The sequence below is a fragment of the Rubripirellula obstinata genome, assembly GCF_001642955.1.
GTDB classification, from domain to species: Bacteria; Planctomycetota; Planctomycetia; order Pirellulales; family Pirellulaceae; genus Rubripirellula; species Rubripirellula obstinata.
The window spans coordinates 1-17,898 of record NZ_LWSK01000112.1 but is presented as its reverse complement, the minus strand read 5'-3'; the positions used below and the strand labels follow the sequence as shown (position 1 = coordinate 17,898).

The 17,898-nt window shown below is 54.2% G+C and carries 12 protein-coding genes; 1 reads left to right on the top strand and 11 read right to left on the bottom strand.

Annotated elements, in window-relative coordinates; translation table 11 throughout:
- Window positions 1–231: 231 nt before the first annotated feature.
- The 5 genes from RC85_RS20415 to RC85_RS20395 form a co-directional block, all read right to left on the bottom strand.
- Window positions 232–546 (bottom strand): hypothetical protein, encoded by a 315-nt coding sequence (locus tag RC85_RS20415; protein WP_149752585.1) that lies wholly within the window; start codon window positions 544–546, stop codon window positions 232–234.
- A gap of 204 nt (window positions 547–750) precedes the next feature.
- Window positions 751–2,103, bottom strand: coding sequence for a dihydroorotase (locus RC85_RS20410; protein WP_084422885.1), 1,353 nt, complete (start codon window positions 2,101–2,103; stop codon window positions 751–753).
- Between the two features lie 134 nt (window positions 2,104–2,237).
- The gene (locus RC85_RS28580) at window positions 2,238–2,411 is read right to left on the bottom strand and encodes a hypothetical protein (RefSeq protein ID WP_238383191.1); all 174 of its coding nucleotides are present in this window, start codon (window positions 2,409–2,411) and stop codon (window positions 2,238–2,240) included.
- 243 nt (window positions 2,412–2,654) lie between these two features.
- Window positions 2,655–4,529 carry a putative bifunctional diguanylate cyclase/phosphodiesterase gene (locus RC85_RS20400; RefSeq protein WP_068266218.1) on the bottom strand — a complete coding sequence of 625 codons (1,875 nt, stop codon included), beginning with the start codon at window positions 4,527–4,529 and terminating at the stop codon, window positions 2,655–2,657.
- Window positions 4,530–4,698: 169 nt separating this feature from the next.
- On the bottom strand, window positions 4,699–6,354 hold the full coding sequence (locus tag RC85_RS20395) for a C25 family cysteine peptidase (protein WP_068266216.1): 1,656 nt from the start codon (window positions 6,352–6,354) through the stop codon (window positions 4,699–4,701).
- A 166-nt stretch (window positions 6,355–6,520) separates the two neighbouring features.
- Here RC85_RS20395 and RC85_RS28300 point away from each other — a divergent pair, with 166 nt between their 5' ends.
- Window positions 6,521–8,437 (top strand): SH3 domain-containing protein, encoded by a 1,917-nt coding sequence (locus RC85_RS28300; RefSeq protein ID WP_068266214.1) that lies wholly within the window; start codon window positions 6,521–6,523, stop codon window positions 8,435–8,437.
- A 113-nt stretch (window positions 8,438–8,550) separates the two neighbouring features.
- Here the strand turns inward: RC85_RS28300 and RC85_RS20385 are convergent, their stop codons facing one another.
- The 6 genes from RC85_RS20385 to RC85_RS20355 all read right to left on the bottom strand — a co-directional run bounded on the left by RC85_RS20385 (window position 8,551) and on the right by RC85_RS20355 (window position 17,389).
- A complete protein-coding gene (locus RC85_RS20385) occupies window positions 8,551–10,581 on the bottom strand; it encodes a vWA domain-containing protein (RefSeq protein WP_068266212.1) in 2,031 nt (676 codons plus the stop codon).
- Window positions 10,578–11,477: a DUF58 domain-containing protein gene (locus RC85_RS20380; RefSeq protein ID WP_084422883.1), complete on the bottom strand. Its 900-nt coding sequence runs from the start codon at window positions 11,475–11,477 to the stop codon at window positions 10,578–10,580. The genes RC85_RS20385 and RC85_RS20380 overlap by 4 nt, the downstream gene beginning before the upstream one ends.
- Before the next feature lie 417 nt (window positions 11,478–11,894).
- Window positions 11,895–12,683, bottom strand: coding sequence for a hypothetical protein (locus tag RC85_RS20370; protein ID WP_068266208.1), 789 nt, complete (start codon window positions 12,681–12,683; stop codon window positions 11,895–11,897).
- A gap of 100 nt (window positions 12,684–12,783) precedes the next feature.
- Complete coding sequence (locus RC85_RS20365; RefSeq protein ID WP_068266206.1) at window positions 12,784–15,066, bottom strand: O-antigen ligase family protein; 2,283 nt, start codon at window positions 15,064–15,066, stop codon at window positions 12,784–12,786.
- Window positions 15,045–16,184 (bottom strand): MraY family glycosyltransferase, encoded by a 1,140-nt coding sequence (locus tag RC85_RS20360; protein ID WP_235033166.1) that lies wholly within the window; start codon window positions 16,182–16,184, stop codon window positions 15,045–15,047. Before RC85_RS20360 ends, RC85_RS20365 begins: the two co-directional genes overlap by 22 nt.
- A 224-nt stretch (window positions 16,185–16,408) precedes the next feature.
- The gene (locus RC85_RS20355; protein ID WP_068266204.1) at window positions 16,409–17,389 is read right to left on the bottom strand and encodes a hypothetical protein; all 981 of its coding nucleotides are present in this window, start codon (window positions 17,387–17,389) and stop codon (window positions 16,409–16,411) included.
- Window positions 17,390–17,898: the final 509 nt, after the last annotated feature.

Genomic DNA, 17,898 nt, shown 5'->3' with positions numbered 1-17,898 from the left:
CTCGGTTTCGCGGCTACGCCGCGAAACCGAGCCAGAGAATTGATGTGGGGCAGCCATCCGGGTGCTCGCGCACCCGGCAGGGAGCTGCCGGCCCTCCGGGCCTAACGCGCAGTAACTGATGCGACGTGCCGAGCGAAAGGCGACTATAAAAAGTCGTACGTTCCTAAAGATCCCACTGCTCCAGGATCTTCTGCAAGATCCATTACGCGAAAACTAAAATGTCCCGGAACACTAGACCTGCATCTCTCTAAGCTCTTCCAAGGCTTTAATTGCCTTGTCGATTCCGCCCGATGCTCTTGCGAATGCGACTGCGTCAATCGTTGTTGTATTTTTCGATCCAGTCGCAGCGGTCGCCTTCTTTTTCTTAGGGGCAGTTTTTTTCTTGGTATTCGACTTCGTCATCGCAAAGTAAGCCGAAGTGATGCCGTGTTTCTTCAGAGTTTCCTCTGCGTCTTTCCAAGTGTGCGAAGGGTTCTTGGCCAGGTAGCCTCGTATGATCGCGGCCTTGCCTGGTTTTGCCGATTTCTTAGTTGCTTTTTTTGCCATGTTGTTCTCTAGATTTATCGAGTAGCCAAGTCTTTCTTGGCAACGGAGTTGGGACATTAGCCGGACAGTGTTACTTTGATCATCCGCCACGCGATAGGCGGTGCCCGCAATGACGCCGTCAGGTTACACAAAGTATAACGATAAGATGTTAGCCGTATATGTTGGTATTAAACTTGTGTATATCACCGCCAGATGCTTCGTTAATCATTCCGTTCCGATGCCGCCAGAGGTGTTCCAATAGCCACCGCGTGAGTGATCGAACGTGAGTTTGCTGCCGCGAGCTGCTTCGTTAAATCCGTTTGCTTTGCTCCATACCTGGTTTCCACCAACAAAGGTTGCCACTGGCCATCCGCAAAGTGTTTCGCCCGACCATGGACTCCACTTTGTCTTGGTGTATTGCTTGGCGTCTTCAATCGTTCGTTCTTCTTCCAGGTTCACCAGCACCAAGTCGGCGTCGTAACCTTTTGCGATACGGCCTTTACCAACGATACCCCAAACCCTTGCCGGTGCATCGCTCATCCAGGATGCAACTTGTGTTAATGAACACTTGCCTTTGACAACTTGGTCCAACATTAATGCAAGGCTGTTTTCGACCGCCGGCAGACCCGACGGGCTTGCGGGATAGGGCTGAGCTTTTTCTTCCAGCGTGTGAGGCGCGTGGTCGGTTGCAATCACTTGGACTTGACCGCACAACAAACCTTCCCATAACCCAGCATTGTCGGCTGCCGTTTTGATCGAAGGGTTCATCTGGATTCGGCTGCCCAATCGGTCGTAATCATCGACATTGAAAAACAGGTGATGCAAACAAACCTCTGCCGTCAAATAGGGATTCGGTTCAGCCAGGATTTCCAGTTCCGCAGCCGTCGATAGATGCAAAACGTGAAAGCGATGTTTATGACGGATCGCTAGATCGGTCGCTCGGCGAGTTGCGATCATGGCGGCATTTTCATCGCGGATGCGAGAGTGATCGGCAATGTCTGACGTGCCGGCAAGGCGTTCGGCATTCTTGCGAACGGTCGTTTCGTCTTCGCAGTGAGCACAGATGGGCAGCGTCGTTTGCTCGAAAATCCGCTCAAGCGCCTCTTGTTCATCGACCAGCAAGTCCCCAGTGCTGCTGCCAATAAAAATTTTAATTCCCGGAACGTCCGTCGCTCGGTTTAATTCGTCAACATTGTCGGGCGTCGCGCCAATATAAAAACCGTAATTGACTAATGACTTCGTTGCCGCCAACTTCTCTTTATCGCGAACACCTTCAATGGTGATCGCATGGGGTAGCGTGTTAGGCATTTCCAAGAAAGACGTTGTGCCACCAGCGGCACAAGCATGAGACGCCGTTGCCAGGTCTTCTTTATGAGTCAGTCCGGGTTCGCGAAAGTGGACCTGATCATCGACAACCCCAGGTAACAAGTGCAGGCCATGGCAATCAATCACTTCGTCCGCCGTTGCATGATCTGCCGCAGCAAGATCGACAATTTTTCCATCCTGAACCAATACCGACGACTTCGCCGTTTGGTCAGGAAAAACAACCGTCGCACCACGAAAAAGAATACTAGACATCCAAATGCTCCCCCGGATTTTGACAAACTTGAACCAGATAGTATCAGAACATGTCTGGTTTGGTCTGCCAACAGACGGTGCGTGGATTGCCAGTTTCTTTGTATAGAACGGAATTCATTCCCGTGCATTAACGGTCAGGTTTCGTCATTAACGGAAAAATCTCGTTGTACGTGGTCTATCGCGCTCTCGATCGCGTTGGGGTTAGCCAAGTCGTTAGCTCCGCCGGGGGCAAGTCCTGGGCTGATGAAAATGCGGTGGGTGATGTTTTTCGCGAACCAGTCGAACATTGCAAATTGCAAAATGAACATTGCAAATTGAAAATTCTTGGAAAGCGGTATTCGCTGGTCAATTTACATTTTTCAGTGTTCATTTTGCAATTTGCAATCAACACCGAAGCCGGTCAGCCACAAATCCCCAAAGCCGTCCAGTTTCCCTCCACGCAAACATTTTCGTCAGCCCAGGCAAGCCCGTCGGAAGCAGTCACCATCGCGATGAAAATGAAACTTGCGCGAACGAGAACTGCTGCCAACCCTTACCTTTAGCGGCCCAGCCTAAATCTCCGTCGGCAGAAATCCTGCATCCAACGGATGGAGTCCGATGCCGACTGGGATTCCAACGGATTGCGTATCGCACTGGGCAGATTCCCGCAGCAGTTTGATCCCTTCGCTATGGCTGGGGTCCGACAAAAAGCCGGCTAAATCGTCGCGGGACAGTGGAGGCGAAAACAGATACCCTTGGGCCGCGTCACAACCCCAGGCCTGCAAAGCCAGCAACTGATCTTTTGATTCGACACCTTCGGCAACGATCGTCGCCGATAAGTGATGCGCCAGTTCGACAATCGCTTCGGCAATGACGGCATGAGTATGGTCGTTGGCGATCGAGCGGGTGAAGCTTCGATCAATTTTGACGCCTTCGATCGGGTAATTCTGGAAACTGGTCAGCGATGATTGACCTTTGCCAAAATCATCGATCAGGATTCCAACGCCGCTCTCGTTCAACTTCAGCAAGGCAGCGCGAACGCGATCTCCGTGACGAACATCCTGAGCTTCATTCATTTCCAAACTTAGGCGACGTCGATCAAATTGGGTTCGATCGATGATTTCATCGAGTTGATCCAGGAAGAACGGATCCGCCAATTGGCGTGGCGACATGTTGACACCGACGCTCAGTTGATTTGCGACATCCGCCGGCACGCTTTGCAGGACACCGTTGATATCGGTCATTGATTTCTCTAACACCCATTCACCGACTTCACCGATCAGGCCGATCTCTTCAATCATGGGCACAAATTCGCTTGGGGAAACGTATTGTCCCGAATCGTCTTTCCATCTCAGCAGCACTTCAACGCCTTGCACCTGAGCGGTAACCAGGTTGACAATCGGTTGATAGTGAAGCTCAAAATCTTTGGCGTGAATTGCTCGGCGAAGTTGGCTTTCGCGTTCCATTCGCATCACGACGTCTTCGTGCATCGACTTATCAAAGACCGCGACTTGCCCCTTGCCGGCATGCTTGGCGCGATACATCGCAGTATCAGCGTTTCGCAGTGCGTCATGCGCGTCTTTGGTGTACTTATTGACGTAGGCAATTCCGATGCTGGTCCCAACGGTGACCAACCGACCCGAAATCGAAAAGGGTTCAGAGATACGACGAACGATTCGATTGGCGACATCCAAAGCGTCTTCGGGCGTCATCAATCGTTCAAGCAAAACGACAAATTCATCCCCACCAAGTCGAACGGTTTCGCTTTCATTCTTGTCTGCGCAAACACGCGAAGCCGTGTCATGTTTTCGCACGCATTGTTGCAATCGCCCAGCGACTTGGCCTAGCAGATCGTCACCGGCGTCATGGCCAAGCGAATCGTTAATGATTTTGAAGTTGTCCAAATCCAAAAACAAGACTGCATCACGCGTGACCGCGTTTGGCTTGCGGGTTCGGATAATTTCTTGAAGCCGCTCAATCAAATATGGACGGTTGGGCAATTGCGTTAAGGCATCGCGATGCGCCATGATTCGCATTTCGCGTTCGGCTAAGCGACGACGCTCGATTTCGCGGCCTAGTTCAGCAACTTGGCGGAATGATGCGAGTATAAAACGCTGCATCAGCAACATCATCAGAAGTAAACTGCTGATACTAAAGAAGATGTAGGGTAGACGAGCGTTCCAAAAGATCTGATTGATTTGTGATTCGCCCACCGACGGAGCCAAAATGGCGATCTCCGGTGCGATTATCTGTCTTTGGATGATCTCATTGATGGCCACCATGATCACAAAGATGATCGCCAGCGTGCTGACCAATTTGCTGCGAACCTGAACGACAGGCTGCATCGCGATGTCCATGCCTGGTTGCATCTCTGGCGAATCAATTTCGCCAAGGTCGTCACGGTCGCTTTGGCGTCCGCTACGTGGAGATGGCAATCGGGAAGTCATGGTGGATCGAACTGGCGGCATTAAACCTGGGCATAGAATGGAATACCGAACCCTAGGTTCACCATGGCACACCGCCGAAAAACGCTGTACCGCTGTACGGCTTACTCGACAATCGGTTGTCAATCGAGACGGTTGTGCCGATTGTATGCAGCGTAGTGGCGGCGGTGCCCTACCGAACCATCGTTTTTGCGGTTCCGGCCGCCCAGCATCCTTGCCCGGACACATGGACTCGTACCACGATTGGGCCAACGATATCGCCGGGTGGCAAAATTGATGGCTGGATTTGAGTTCCCGCTGTAACGTCCATTGATAGTGACGCGATGGTCAGTTCGTTTGGGTCTGATCCAGCTTGGGTTCCTGTTTTCACAACAGCACCCGTTTTCACGATAGAACCCGTTTCCACAATAGAACCCGTTTTCACAACAGAACCCGTTTTCACAACAGAACCCAGGGGCCGGTCAAGCGAAATGGTCATCACGCCGTCGATCGGGCTTTGCAGGTCCACTTGAATCGGCGTCTCGCGATCAAAGCCGGGTTTTATCGCAAACGTGATCGGTTCAGGATGAGCCAGCGTTAGAGTCGGGTCGCCGATCAAGTTGTAAAGATTGGCGTGTTCGCGTCGTTCGGCCACCAAATCGCTGCCCGCTGGACTGACCAGCATCGCCAGCGTGTTGACCAAAGTCTGAATCGTGGAAGCAGGCGTCTGAACCGCGCCGGCGGCTTGTTCCTGCGTGATCGATTCCTTTTGCATTGACTGAACCGACGACAACCAGGCATCGCCAAGTCGAGTTTTCTTTTGTTGATAGACAGCATCGATCAGACCGACTGCGGCGGAGGTGTTTCCGTACGGCATTGTCACTCGGCAGCCGGCGATGACAGCGATCGGGCCGCTGCCGGTCAGCCACATTTTCTCGGCGATCGAATCTTCGTGCGCATCAATCGCTCCGGTGTAACAGGCCAACATCAATGCAATGGGATAGCGTCCATCGGGTGCAAGCAAGCGTTTTGCACTGTCACCGTCCAGCACTGGGACACCGGCTGCGGTCTGGGGGACTCGGTCCAGTTCGGTGACTTGTCCATGTCCGGCATAGACCCAAAATCGAGACCCGCCGGCATAGTCGTCCAGAACGGCTTGGGTGAAAGTGGTGTGCTTGGGGTAAAAGGCATGCCCTGGGCTTCCGAATCGCACATGAGTCTTTGCGTGACCGGGCAGCACGCCTGTGACAATCGTTCGCGTGACGGTTTCGATGGCAGTGTCAATCAGCGGACCAAAACCGCCGACACCGCCGACTAAGGAAACTCGGTTACGCCAATCGCCAAAGTCTTCGCAGGTTTCGTGTTGAATGATCTTCGCGAGTGCATCACGAAGTTGGCTCGGCCCATCGACCGGCAAACGTCCGACTGATAAATCCGTTTTTCCATCGCCATCGATGTCACCGTATGGCAGATCCGTTGAAAGCGTTCGAGTCGAATTCCACGCAGCCGTGACGGTGGTCGGCTGATAGTGAATCGGAACCTGGCACGTCAGGTCTGCTGGTGTTCCGATCGTGGGCGCGTCGCCGACAATCATGACATAACGAGTGTCGTTGGTTGCCGCTTTGCGAATCGCTGATTGAGTTTCGGCGGCGGTGGGTTGTGGCGGAATGACGACGCAGCCGATTCCCTGGTTCGATCGATGTTCCTTCCATCGGGTCAACTGGCCGGTCCATTGCCCAGGACAAACGACGATGACTTCGGCAGCAAACGCGGGCACCGGAAACGACTGTAAACCAAACAGCAGGCAGAACAGCAAGGCAAGGATCGTTGGTCGTGGATTCCGCTGCATTTTGGTGAACCGTTATAAGTGTTAGTGACCTTTGGAAAGTAGCGGCAACACGACCTCCGCGTCAAATCCGTCTAGCTGCACAGAAATCCGTCTTGTGCCAGGGGACCGTGAATCGTTAAGCGAAACACTGAAGATTCTGCTAACGGCGATTTAGGAAGTTCTCGCGATGTTTCACGCACGACGTTTCACACTGATCATTCTATTGACCACGACCAGCATGTTGGGTTTGGGGGCCGGTTCGGTGTTCGCTGCCGATGCTGATCCAATGCAACCCTACAACGTTTTTGTCGCCGAAGATCAGGCGTACACGCGGTGTGGGCCTTCGGCTGAATACTATCGCACCGACCCGCTCAAGCACGGGCAACAACTAGAAGTTTACGCTGAAACCGATGATGGATGGCTGGGCGTTCGTCCGCCGCAAGACAGTTTTTGTTGGATCCCCGCCGATACTGTTGAACTTGATGGCAGCGGCGAAATGGGCAATGTGATCGAAGACCGAACCGTCGCCTGGATTGGCACTCACCTGGGCCGCGCCCGGAAATATCTCTGGCAAGTTCAATTGGCCGAGGGCGAACCGGTTACCGTGATCGGCCGTCAAGAACGCGACGGACCCGACGGACCGCAATTGTGGTTGAGGATCGTTCCACCCTCGGGCGAATTTCGATGGATTCACCAAAACCAAACCGTTCGCACTAGCGAAGAATTGGTCGAGACGCTGGCTGAACAAAATCGATCGTTGGCAAAGTCCGACGTTCAGTTTCAACCCGCCGGACGGACGCACGTTGAACGGACGCACGTTGAACGGACGCACGTTGAACGGACGCACGTTGATAAGCAACCAAAGCCGGCGAAGGTCGCATCCGCAGTCAAGCCCGAACCCACCGCCAGTCCTCGTCGTTTGCAGGCTGATGCCGCCGCGGTCGCCGACAGCGGACGTAGCGTCATGATCGATTCAGCCAATAGCAAAGCCATCGGTTCAGGCGTTCAATCGTTTGACAACAACACGATCGATTTACCACCTAGTTTAGACACTTCGGCCGGACTGATTGCCAAGCCACGCCGCAGCACCGCCAGCCGCCCGCAACCGCGCGGCCTGCTGGCTTCGATGGCGAAATTGGGGCAACCTCGAATTCAAGAAATCGGTGCTGAGGAATCATTGGTCGATCAAGTCGCATTGGCCGATTCAAAGGTGGCAGGCGATGACAACTGGGTTTCTGGTGCTGCCAGCCGCATGTCCAAGGATTCAGATTCCGTTGCGATCAGCGCAGCTCCGATGACACTGCCAGCTCGCGAGACGGTCAGCATTCCGAGCGAAGCCTTTGTGCAGTCGCATCAATCGTCCAATGAGATCGCTCAGGTTGCGGGGATTTCACCGTTGCCCGCACAAACGCTGGTCCCTGCAGTTCCGTTGACGAACAATTTCAATTCTTCACTGGCCCCTGCCACTGACAGTCCCCTGCTTCGCTCGCCCACGTTTGTTTCCGCTGACCAGATCAGCCGACTGCAGCAACAGGTGCGCGGTGCCGATTTGAACTCGATGCGTTTGGTGCTTTCTCAATTGATGTCGTCACAGAGTTCGGCTGCGGAGGCACGAGTCGTTTCCGAAGCTTCGCGTTCATTGGCCGCCAGATCCACTGATCCGACGATCGCCGACGGCGCACGCGTGCTTGCCCGGCGGGCCGATCAGTACGCTGGATTGGCCGATCGACGTGACGGACCTTCGGTCATCCAGTCCAGCAGTCAACCGATTTCTAACACGCCGGGTCTGCAGTCGCTTCCGATGACTGACGCGTCAATCGCGGGCGATGGGTTAGGTGTTGCCGCATCATTGGCACCGGCTCCACAACCCGCCGACAGCAAGGCGAGTTACACCGGGCAGTTGGTGCAAGTCTATTCGGCTCGCACCCACAGTCCGCCGTTCGCATTGACCGACGGAACGGGACGAACGATCGCCTACGTCACTCCGTCGCCTGGAATCAACTTGCGAATGCACCTGAACCAACAGGTCACGGTGACGGGAACACCCGGGTTTGTCTCTGGACTGAACATGCCGCATGTGATGGCCCAGCGAGCTGACCGGTAAGGGTAGCGCGAGCTGACCGGTAAGGGTAGCGCGAGCTGACCGGTGAGGCAAGCAGCGAAATACGCCGTAACTCGTTTCTCTCGCTACGGCCTACCAGAAATTTCTGCTTGTGCTTAACCGACTCGGCGGGAATAGACCCACCATTCCGTCGCCAGCACGCCCAGCATTGCGACCAGCAAAATCCGCCAATACTCGTTGCGGCTTTCGACGGAACCGGCGGTGGCGGTGACCGCTTCGTAACCAAGCTCGATATCCGGCGCTACCGCTAGCGTGCTTTCGGTGGGATCAAACAGGTTGACCGCGAACAGGTCCGCCAGTCGATCGCCAGTCTTGATTTGATAGTTGCCAGGTGAATCGGCACCGACGATATCCACGATTCCCGTCGGTCCGGGCGTTAGCTTTTCAGAGGCGGCGTTGTCGCTGCCAGTGTTGCGTACCATCACGGCGTCGCTGATTGCATTCTCCAATCGGACTCGCACCGTTTGACCGGGCTGGTAAGACGGCGCGCCGCTGGCCTCCGCCGCACCGGCTAGATACCGAAGCACGTTCAACATGAACACGGGCCAGGATCGTTCGGCGTACCAGTTGGTATTCGTTCCCGATGTACCGTCGTCGTCGGTCGTGATGATCGGAAACCCCAACACCATGTCTTGGAAGCCGTCACGCGGTGCGAGCACCAACATCGGGCCGACATCCGCGCCGATCAGTTCAGTACTGCCGACCGGACCATTGATGGCGCGGCCTTGAAAGATCAACAGCGAAAACAATTCCAGATACCGCATCATCGGATGAGTCCGGTCGATATCGATCAACACGACGCCCGAATTTTCGCTCGCCCATGACCATTTTTCATCGGCGGCCGCGTCTTGCTTGGCCGTTGGCAGCGAACCGATAAAGAATGTATTGGTCGCCGGCATCTGCTTCGGAGAACAGCGGTCATAAATGATCAGGTCATCAGTTCCCGATTCGGCTCGCAGGGTGTAACGGTCCGTTTGCAAGTAATCGGGCGACACAAATTCTGACTTGCAAATTTTTGAAGACTTCGATGTTTGCAAACCCAATTCAAGCGGCGTGTTGCCCGGCGTAACGACCAGCACGTTAACGTTGCGAAGCGGCGTCAGTCCGGCGAAGGCGACGTTATCAGTTTGCAGGTCATCTTCGACGTCCAGCCGCAGCGACAACTGGACCGCTTCATCACTTTCGATCGCGAAAGATAGGCCCGTTTGATCACTGGGGTCAAGCGACACCGACGACGCATCCATAAACTGGCCATCCATCATCAACGTTGCCGTTGCTTCGACCGGTTGGCTGCCCAGGTTGGCCACTGTCGCAAAGGCTTGGACTTCGCCAGGGTTTTCCAGATTTCGTTCCGCTGAAAATGCGGTGATGGCTAGGTTCTTAGCGTCCTTGGATCCAATCGAAACGTAAGTCGGGATCAGGTTGCCGAGATTGAATTCCGTCACCGGTTGGAATCCACCGTCGGAATAAATCTTTAAATCGGCTGGCATCGCGCCGGCGACCTGAACATCGTTCATGTTGCCAACTTCGCTGGTTCGTCGCGGGTTCGCTAGACCGTCGGCTGCCTTCAGAGCGCCCAGGATATCGGTCGGGAAATTTGTTACTTCGGTTCTGTCCAGAGCATCGCGAAGCCGACGGCGGTCTGATGTAAATGATTGAACGGTGTTGGGCCGATCGCTAAACGTGATCAACATCGCGGACTGGTTGTCGGACATCTGGTCGATTTCTTGGGCGATCAGTTTTTTGGCAACGTCAAAACGCGATTGCCCAGCATCTTTCCCACCATCATCTCCACCATCAACATCCGTCGCTCGCATACTGGCGGACGAATCCAGCAAAAACACTGTCCGATCTTGTCCCGATGTTTCGCCTCGCACGCCGGGCCGCAGCAGCGCGATCGCGGCAATCGCCACGGCCAGCAATTGCAGAAACAGCAGCAAGCTACGCCGCAATCGCTGTAGCAAACTGTTGACATGCAAATCTTCGATCGTTCGCGACCACAAATAGGTGCTGGGCACTTCCACAGGTTCGCGGCGTAGCTTCAAGAAGTAAAGCAGCACAATGCCGATCGGCACCAAGCCCAACACGCCCCACTGCCAAGGCACCAACGTTGAAATCCAGTTCATCGTACGACTCCGCGTTCACGCAGGTACTTCGTCACGATCGTTTCGACAGGTGTGTCGGTGCGGACGGGAATGTAAACGATCGATCGGCGACTGCAAAACTGTTTCGCAGTACCAATAAACTGCCGCACCGTGTCGCGATACTTTTCCAAGACAAACGCATTGATCGTGATCTCGGCTTCGTCACCGTCTTCGATGTCGATCAATTTCCGATCGCCACGCAGCGGTGGATCAATTTCCTCCGGCGAAAGCACATGCATGACAAACACGTCCATGCGTCGTCCGATCAGCATTCGCAGTGCTGATTCATAACCGGACTTGTCCATCAAGTCGCTGATCAAGACGGCAACGCCCGTGCCAGCGGTCCGCAACGAAAAATCTTTAACGCCATCGTGCAGCGAAACATTGTTACTGTCATCGCCTGGCGTCACCGAATCGAGGTAGTCGAGCATTTTCCACAGGCTCGATCGGCCACGAAGCACCGGTGCCCTGCGCCCGTGCGGGCCCAGTGCCGTGACGCTGACGCGGTCGGCGCGGCACATCCCGATGTAACCTAATGCCGCCGCCAATTGCTTCGCCACCAACAACTTGGTCGGGTCGCCAAAGTTCATCGATTCGCTGGCGTCGATCAAAGCAAAAAAGTGCAGATCTTCTTCTTCAAGAAACAGCTTCAAAAACAGTTGGTCCAATCGTGCGTAGAGATTCCAATCGATCAGCCGCAAATCATCGCCGGCGACATAATTACGGAAGTCCGCGAACTCAACGCTTTGCCCTTTGCGTTTACTACGACGTTCGCCCTTCATCCGCCCGCGAAAAATCTTGCGAGACACCAATTCCAGCCGTTCCAGTCGAGCGAGCAATTCGGGGCTCAGTAACGTTTGTTTTTCGGTCTTAGGCACGTTGGGTGGACATGTCGTGGAAAGTGAAATTGGCGGGCCAGAGTAAGCAGTCTACACTTTTCGATGGCACCACGTTGCAATGGACGCTTTCGGATTCGCCAAGGATCGACCTGAAATTGAGGGGCTTGTTTCTAACAACGCTTTCTCTTGAAAAATGCAGCTTTGCACTGATTCCAAGCGGGAAGCCGAATCAGTTTTTGCACGTCAGGCCCGGTGAGCTGGCATTTCCCTACCGGCTGCCCAAAGCCGTGAAGAGTTTATAAATCGTTTAACCGCGTTGGGCATCGCCCCGCGCGTTGTGCTGGCCCGAACGCGCGGGGCGATGCCCACGCGGCTAAACGAACTAATCGAAAGGCCGTTACAGCCCCAGCTTAGGGTTTTGGTATCTTCGGGGCTGCCGGTGATAACGCTGGCTGGTTAAGATTTTTCTAAATCCGCGGGCGGCGTAAATACTGATTCGTCAATCTTGCCGTTGATTTCTACCGTATGAACTTTTACATCGTGAATCAGCTTGAACGATTGCATCAATTGTCGGATCTCCGTTGCAACTTGTAGTCCTTTGTAGGTTTTGTATTGATTCACCTTTGAATCAACGACCCGGTCGCCGCCCATGGTGTGCCGAGTGGCGATGGTGCGCATCGGCAATCCGCTTTTGACGCTGTAGTAAATCTGGTCTGCTTCATCGTTCCCGCGCCGCGACACTTCGACTCGGTAACAGGGTTCGCCATCGACCATTTCTTTCCCGCGGTTCGTAAACGATGCAAAAACCGAGGTTGGCTCAAACGTCTCACGCAAGCTTATCGAATCTAACAATCGCTTTCGCTCAGACGGTTTTAGTTTGCGATTTCCAGAATCAGATGACTCCCAAGCAATTTCTCCCTGGACCCCGCGTGTTGACTTTCCCAAGCTGCCCAAGTCAACGATGACGATGGCGCGATCGGGTGCAATGAAGTGACTTTCCAAAGTTCCTTGAACAGAATTCGACGCAGGCACGCCTTGCTGACTGACGCTGATCGTGGCCTTCATCGTGATCGAGTTCACTTTTGCGAAAGCATCCAAGCCACCGGAAACCTTGGCACACCGTTTCAGAACATCAAACCCAACCGGTTCCTCGGCGACCGATGTGTCGGCCAGCAACGCGGTGACCACCAACAACGAAGTCAGGATATGAGTGAGGCGATAATAAGTTGATGAATGGGATCGCATTTTGGCATCCTGGAAAATAAAAGGTACTGCGTGGATTGCACCTGATACTAGAAACGTCCGCAACCCTTCCCCCCACCCGTTCGTTTCGATGTTCACTCTTTTAGCGTTGGTCGTCTTCGGCTAGAAAAAGCCGCTCTTTTGCAGACTTTCGAACTGGTTCCAACGCCGCCGGGTCCCCAACGGGTTCGGCTATGTACAGTAGTTGAAGACGCAACAAACGTTCGGGGTTATTACCCAGTTTCGACAAAGTTTCCGCACGCTCAACCCAATCGCTTGCAAGCTTGTCGTTTTTGACCAGAGCGATCTCAGCGAGCTGCGCTGCCAACCACTGGTTCGCCGGCGATCCTTGCCAGGCCGTTTGTAGATACTGCTCCGCCATCTCTAAATCATCTGGCTTGCCAAAGACTTGATACAGATGCAATCGTTGGGTTGCCAATTGCCGCATGACAGTTGGGCTTGGACCGGCGCGATCAATCGCGACTTCTGCACTCTCGTCGTAAGCACGTCTGGAAGCGGATGAGTTCTTGCGACGGATGATTTCGCGGTACAGAAATTCGCTGTTCAGGATCGGTGCTTTCGACGACCAGCGATCTGCATCGACAGCCTCTGCCAAAATTCGTCCCGACTTACCCGTGTTGCCCGATCGCAGCGATGCATCCGCGATCGACAACAACCAACTTTGGCGACCGACTGGCCGTACGGACATGAACGTCAACAGGACCAAAGCCAACAAGCCAATCGCTAGCGTAAAGGTTGATCTGTTGTTCGCATTCAGACTGGTCGTCGAGGTAATCTCAATTCGCGTCAGCCCGCCCAGCATCATCCAAACCCAAAACGCAACACCGGGAACCGTCCAACCACCCGAGACCGACAAATGAACCAGGATCGCGATTAGGCTAACGACATACGCAAGATCCAGTTGTCGCTGATCTAGCTTTTGAAACACTGAACGGATGGACCAACCCAATCCCAATGCGATGGGAACAGCGAAACGATGCGAGGAGATGTCGGGAGCGTGCAACGTCAGAAGCCCGAGAAACCAGATGATCGCAAGCATGACCGCACCGCCGATCAAGATGGTTCGATCGTTGCCAAGAGCCAATAAATCATTCTTCTCAGTGGCATCCGGTGCAAGCTGGTGTTTTCGCAATTGCTTAAAACCAAGAACAAAGATTGCGATCAACAAACACAATGCAATTGGTCCGCCAGACGACAATGTTTCCAGCAAAAAATTGTGCGGGTCAGCAATCTGTTCGGTCGTGTTGGCATCCCGATAACGATCGTAGAGCGACTGGAAATTCCCAGGCCCTGCGCCCAGCAGAATATGATCCAGCATCATTCGCCAAGTCGCGGCCCAGTACTGCAATCGAAACGCGAGCGATGCCGGTGCCTGTCCATACCATTCTGGATTGCCAAACATTGCCAGGCCGATTAGGCCCAGAATCCCGGTCAAAACGACGCCGACCAACGCTGCGAATAAACTCCTCACCCTGCTGCCTTCCAGCGGAGAAGAAGAGCCGTAGCGAGAATTTGTCAAGCAAACCATCGCGATGCCAATCAGCGTCGCAGCCAATGCGGCTCGACTTCGCACCGCCAACAAAGCTGGAACCAAAACGACCAGACATCCGATCAATCCGACTTTACCGCGAACGCAAATTTGTGTCCAAGTGAATCGAATTGCTGCGGCGATCAAAACCACACCAATCAACATTAGCGCCGCCAACGAATTCGCCAGCGCGAACGTTGCCGTGGGGCCTCCGTCCATCAATCGATTCTCAAGCACCATTCGTGTGGAGGAATCCGGCGGCGCATCGATCCCCATCGCTCGCACAACCGCGTCCGGGTCCGCCTGATAGCTCGCGCGGGTCGCCGGAAGACTGATCCAATCTTGGTGCAACGCATCGACGGCAAGTCCGACTGTCACGCAAATCGTCAGCAACAAAAAGCTCTGCCGCATCGCCTGCGAAATTAGAACTCGACGCGAAGCTATCAAGATTGCCGCCGCCGAAGCCCACCACCAAGCTTCATTGGTGCCCATTCGTAAATCAGATTGAGCTGCATTTAGGAACGCAGCGACCATCATCCATGTCGCCAAGCCGATCGCTGAAAAATCAATCCAGTCGAAACCTGCTTTGGATAACTCAACCGATTCAGGGTCTGGTCGGAACCAACACACCGCTGCAACCAAGGTCATCCAGGCGATCGCCAGCACGGCAAACCAGAGTCCATCGCCGTCTTCAATCGCGATGGAATCGCTTGGGTAATAAGCGACGTAAACCGCGATCGCACCCGCCGCACCCATCGCGACTTTGCGTCCAAAGGATACCAAAGGCGATGGCGAAACCAATGGCGATGGGGCTTCTACGAATCGTTGTTTCGCCATTGTGTCGATTCAAGGATGATGACCAGAGACAGCATGCACAGGACCACGCCGATCACCATGACGGCTTGGAAGATCGAAACCGTGGTCAGCAACACCGCCGCGATTCCGCAAGTTCCCGTGACCAGATAGATCGTCAGCACCGCTTGCACTCGCGATAGTCCTAGATCAACCAATCGATGAGAAAAATGGCTCCGGTCGCCCACAAAGGGACTGCGTCCTTCGCGAATCCGAATCCACAACACCGTGGTCATATCATACAAAGGCACCGCCATCACGCACAGCGGCGCAAGAACCGCGTGCGGTCGCTCGCTGATGTTGCCGGCATAGGTCGCCATCAACATCGCGACCGCAATCAGAAAGCCGACCAAGTAACTGCCCGCATCGCCCATGAAAATCTTTGCCGGCGGGCGGTTGTGCCACAAAAACCCCAATAAGGAACCCAACACAACCAACAACAACGCCGCAACAAAAAGCTGCGAAACCATCGATCCAGATTCGGGCGTCGTCAGCATCACGATCGCCATCGACGCCGAAATGATCGCTGCAACGCCGCCTGACAAACCGTCCATGTTGTCCAGCATGTTGAACGAATTGATCAGTCCAACGATCCACAAAATTGACAACAGATTCGTCAACCATTCGATGCCGATAAACGCGGTCAAGCCAAATCCCAATCCGTAAACCACGTATCCAGCGACCGCGAACTCAATCGCCAACCGGATCCACGGATTCACGCCGCGGCGATCATCAATGAAGCCCAACGCAACCAAGACACTGCCAGCACCCAGCAACGCCCAAAGCTGAGCACATCGCGACCAAACACCATCCAGATGAACGACAAAAAATTCGGGAACGCTGGATTGCAAGTCAGGCGATTGTCGCAGCAACCAAACCGCAAACGTTCCGGCCGCGAACGTGATCATGATGCCAGCCCAGATGCCAAGTCCACCGCCCAGCGGCGTGACGTTGACGTGAGTGCTATGTCCGCCGGGACGTGCGACCAACCCAAGCCGGCCAGCGTGGCGTCGGATCGGGTACAGCGTCAATGCTGAAATGATCGCGGGTGGAATCAGAGTCAGTCCGAGCAACCAGAACAGTGACGATGAAAACTCTGACAAAGCAAACTCTAGTTAGAAGACGCAACCCAGGAACAATCTGATCCGCAAAAGCTTCCGTGATTCACCTCAACCGCCCCGCAGACCGGACAATTCAGCGGCCGGAAGGGGGCCAGCGTTGTTGTAAACCCTCTCCCTCACATAGGCTCGACTTCTCCCAAAGGGAAAAGTGCGTCGAATGCACTTTGTTTTTGCAGGCCTCCTACGCACCAAACGCCCGCTTGGTTCTAGCGTCGGTTACGTTTCCGATTGGCGACTTGTGGACGGCTGATCGGACGCAGCACAAATACTTTTGGGTCGTCAACGATGAACGCGGTGCTCCAACGCTTGCCGTCATCGGCACTGCACGTGTTGTAGAAAAACGTTCGGAAACGCTCGCACCGATAATCGTAAGGAAACTGGCTGGTGATGTAATCATCCTCATTCAGATCTTCGACACCTGGCTTGGCGTAATAATGCACCATTCCGTCCGGCGTGACACTCATGCCCAACGTCCACCAACCCGTTGTCGTGATTTGCGGACCACGGAAATCGCCGCCACGTCGGTTGCTGCGAATTCGCAGGTACGCGTAATCGTTTTCCTTGCCAGTCTGGCTCTTGTTCTCGAATTCGATGAACATTCCAGGCCAGTAGACCTCGTTGCCCATCTCTTTTTTGGTCCGCTTGAAAATCCCGATGCCGGATTCCTTGTCAACCATCGCCGTGGTTTCCAAGGCTAGTCGAAAACCAAAGTGCGGCCCGCTGCGGTTTTCCCATTCGGCCACGGGTGGCATGAAAACGCGAGTCGTCACGCTGGGTGCTTCGCTGACCTTGATCGTACGTTTGAGTCGGTATTGAACGTTGGCGACGAAATCGTCTTGGTGCATCACTCGGCTGACCTGACCGGGAATGCCAGTGTTCATACTCTTTAGCAACAATGCACCCGTGCTGCCTTCGATGCCGCCCGGCGGAGTTGCAACACGTTTGACGATATCGGGGTGACCGCGTTTGATCCCTTCGTACCACCGACCGTTGGTGCTGCGTCCCATCGGGGCACGCTGGTTCTCGTCGATGTCCTCGGTACTCTTGGGGTTCCGAGGAATGTAGTTCCAGTTCGGGTCTTCAAAGTCATCCGCGACGCCGACTATTTCTGTTCCGGTTCCGGGAACAACAGCCCGTTGAGCGTTGGCGGTTTCCAGACCGGTGGTTGTGAAACTGGCAATTGCCATTCCGAGACAAAAGCGTGTGAGCTTAATGCGCATGATTGACCTGATTCGCGTGCTTGCGATTCCTGAACTTGAATTGATCCTCAGGAGATCACGCAGCAGCATCGATCATCAGCTCTCACCGACCACCAAAGCGCCCGTGTCCTCCGCCCTCCATTCGGAATAATCGGCACGATTGGTACGGTCGCTTAACTGGAATTATCGAACGCAGAACGGAATTCACTGCGTTCTATGGAACTGTCCAGAAACAAGTTCCGTATTTGGCGAAGTCTTTCGTAGCTGGGCCCGCCAGGGTTCAGTCGGGTACAGCTAGCAGTCCATGTCAGCTCAATCTTCGGTTAGGAGGTAGCGGAAGTCGCGTAGACTTTTGGCGTCCCCCTCGTAGCCGAAACTCTTGGCGAGTTCCGCTACCCGAAAATTGAGGTGACGCGGAATACTAGTAGTCCATGTCAGCTCAATCTTCGGTTAGGAGGTAGCGGAAGTCGCGTAGACTTTCGGCGTCCCCTCGTAGC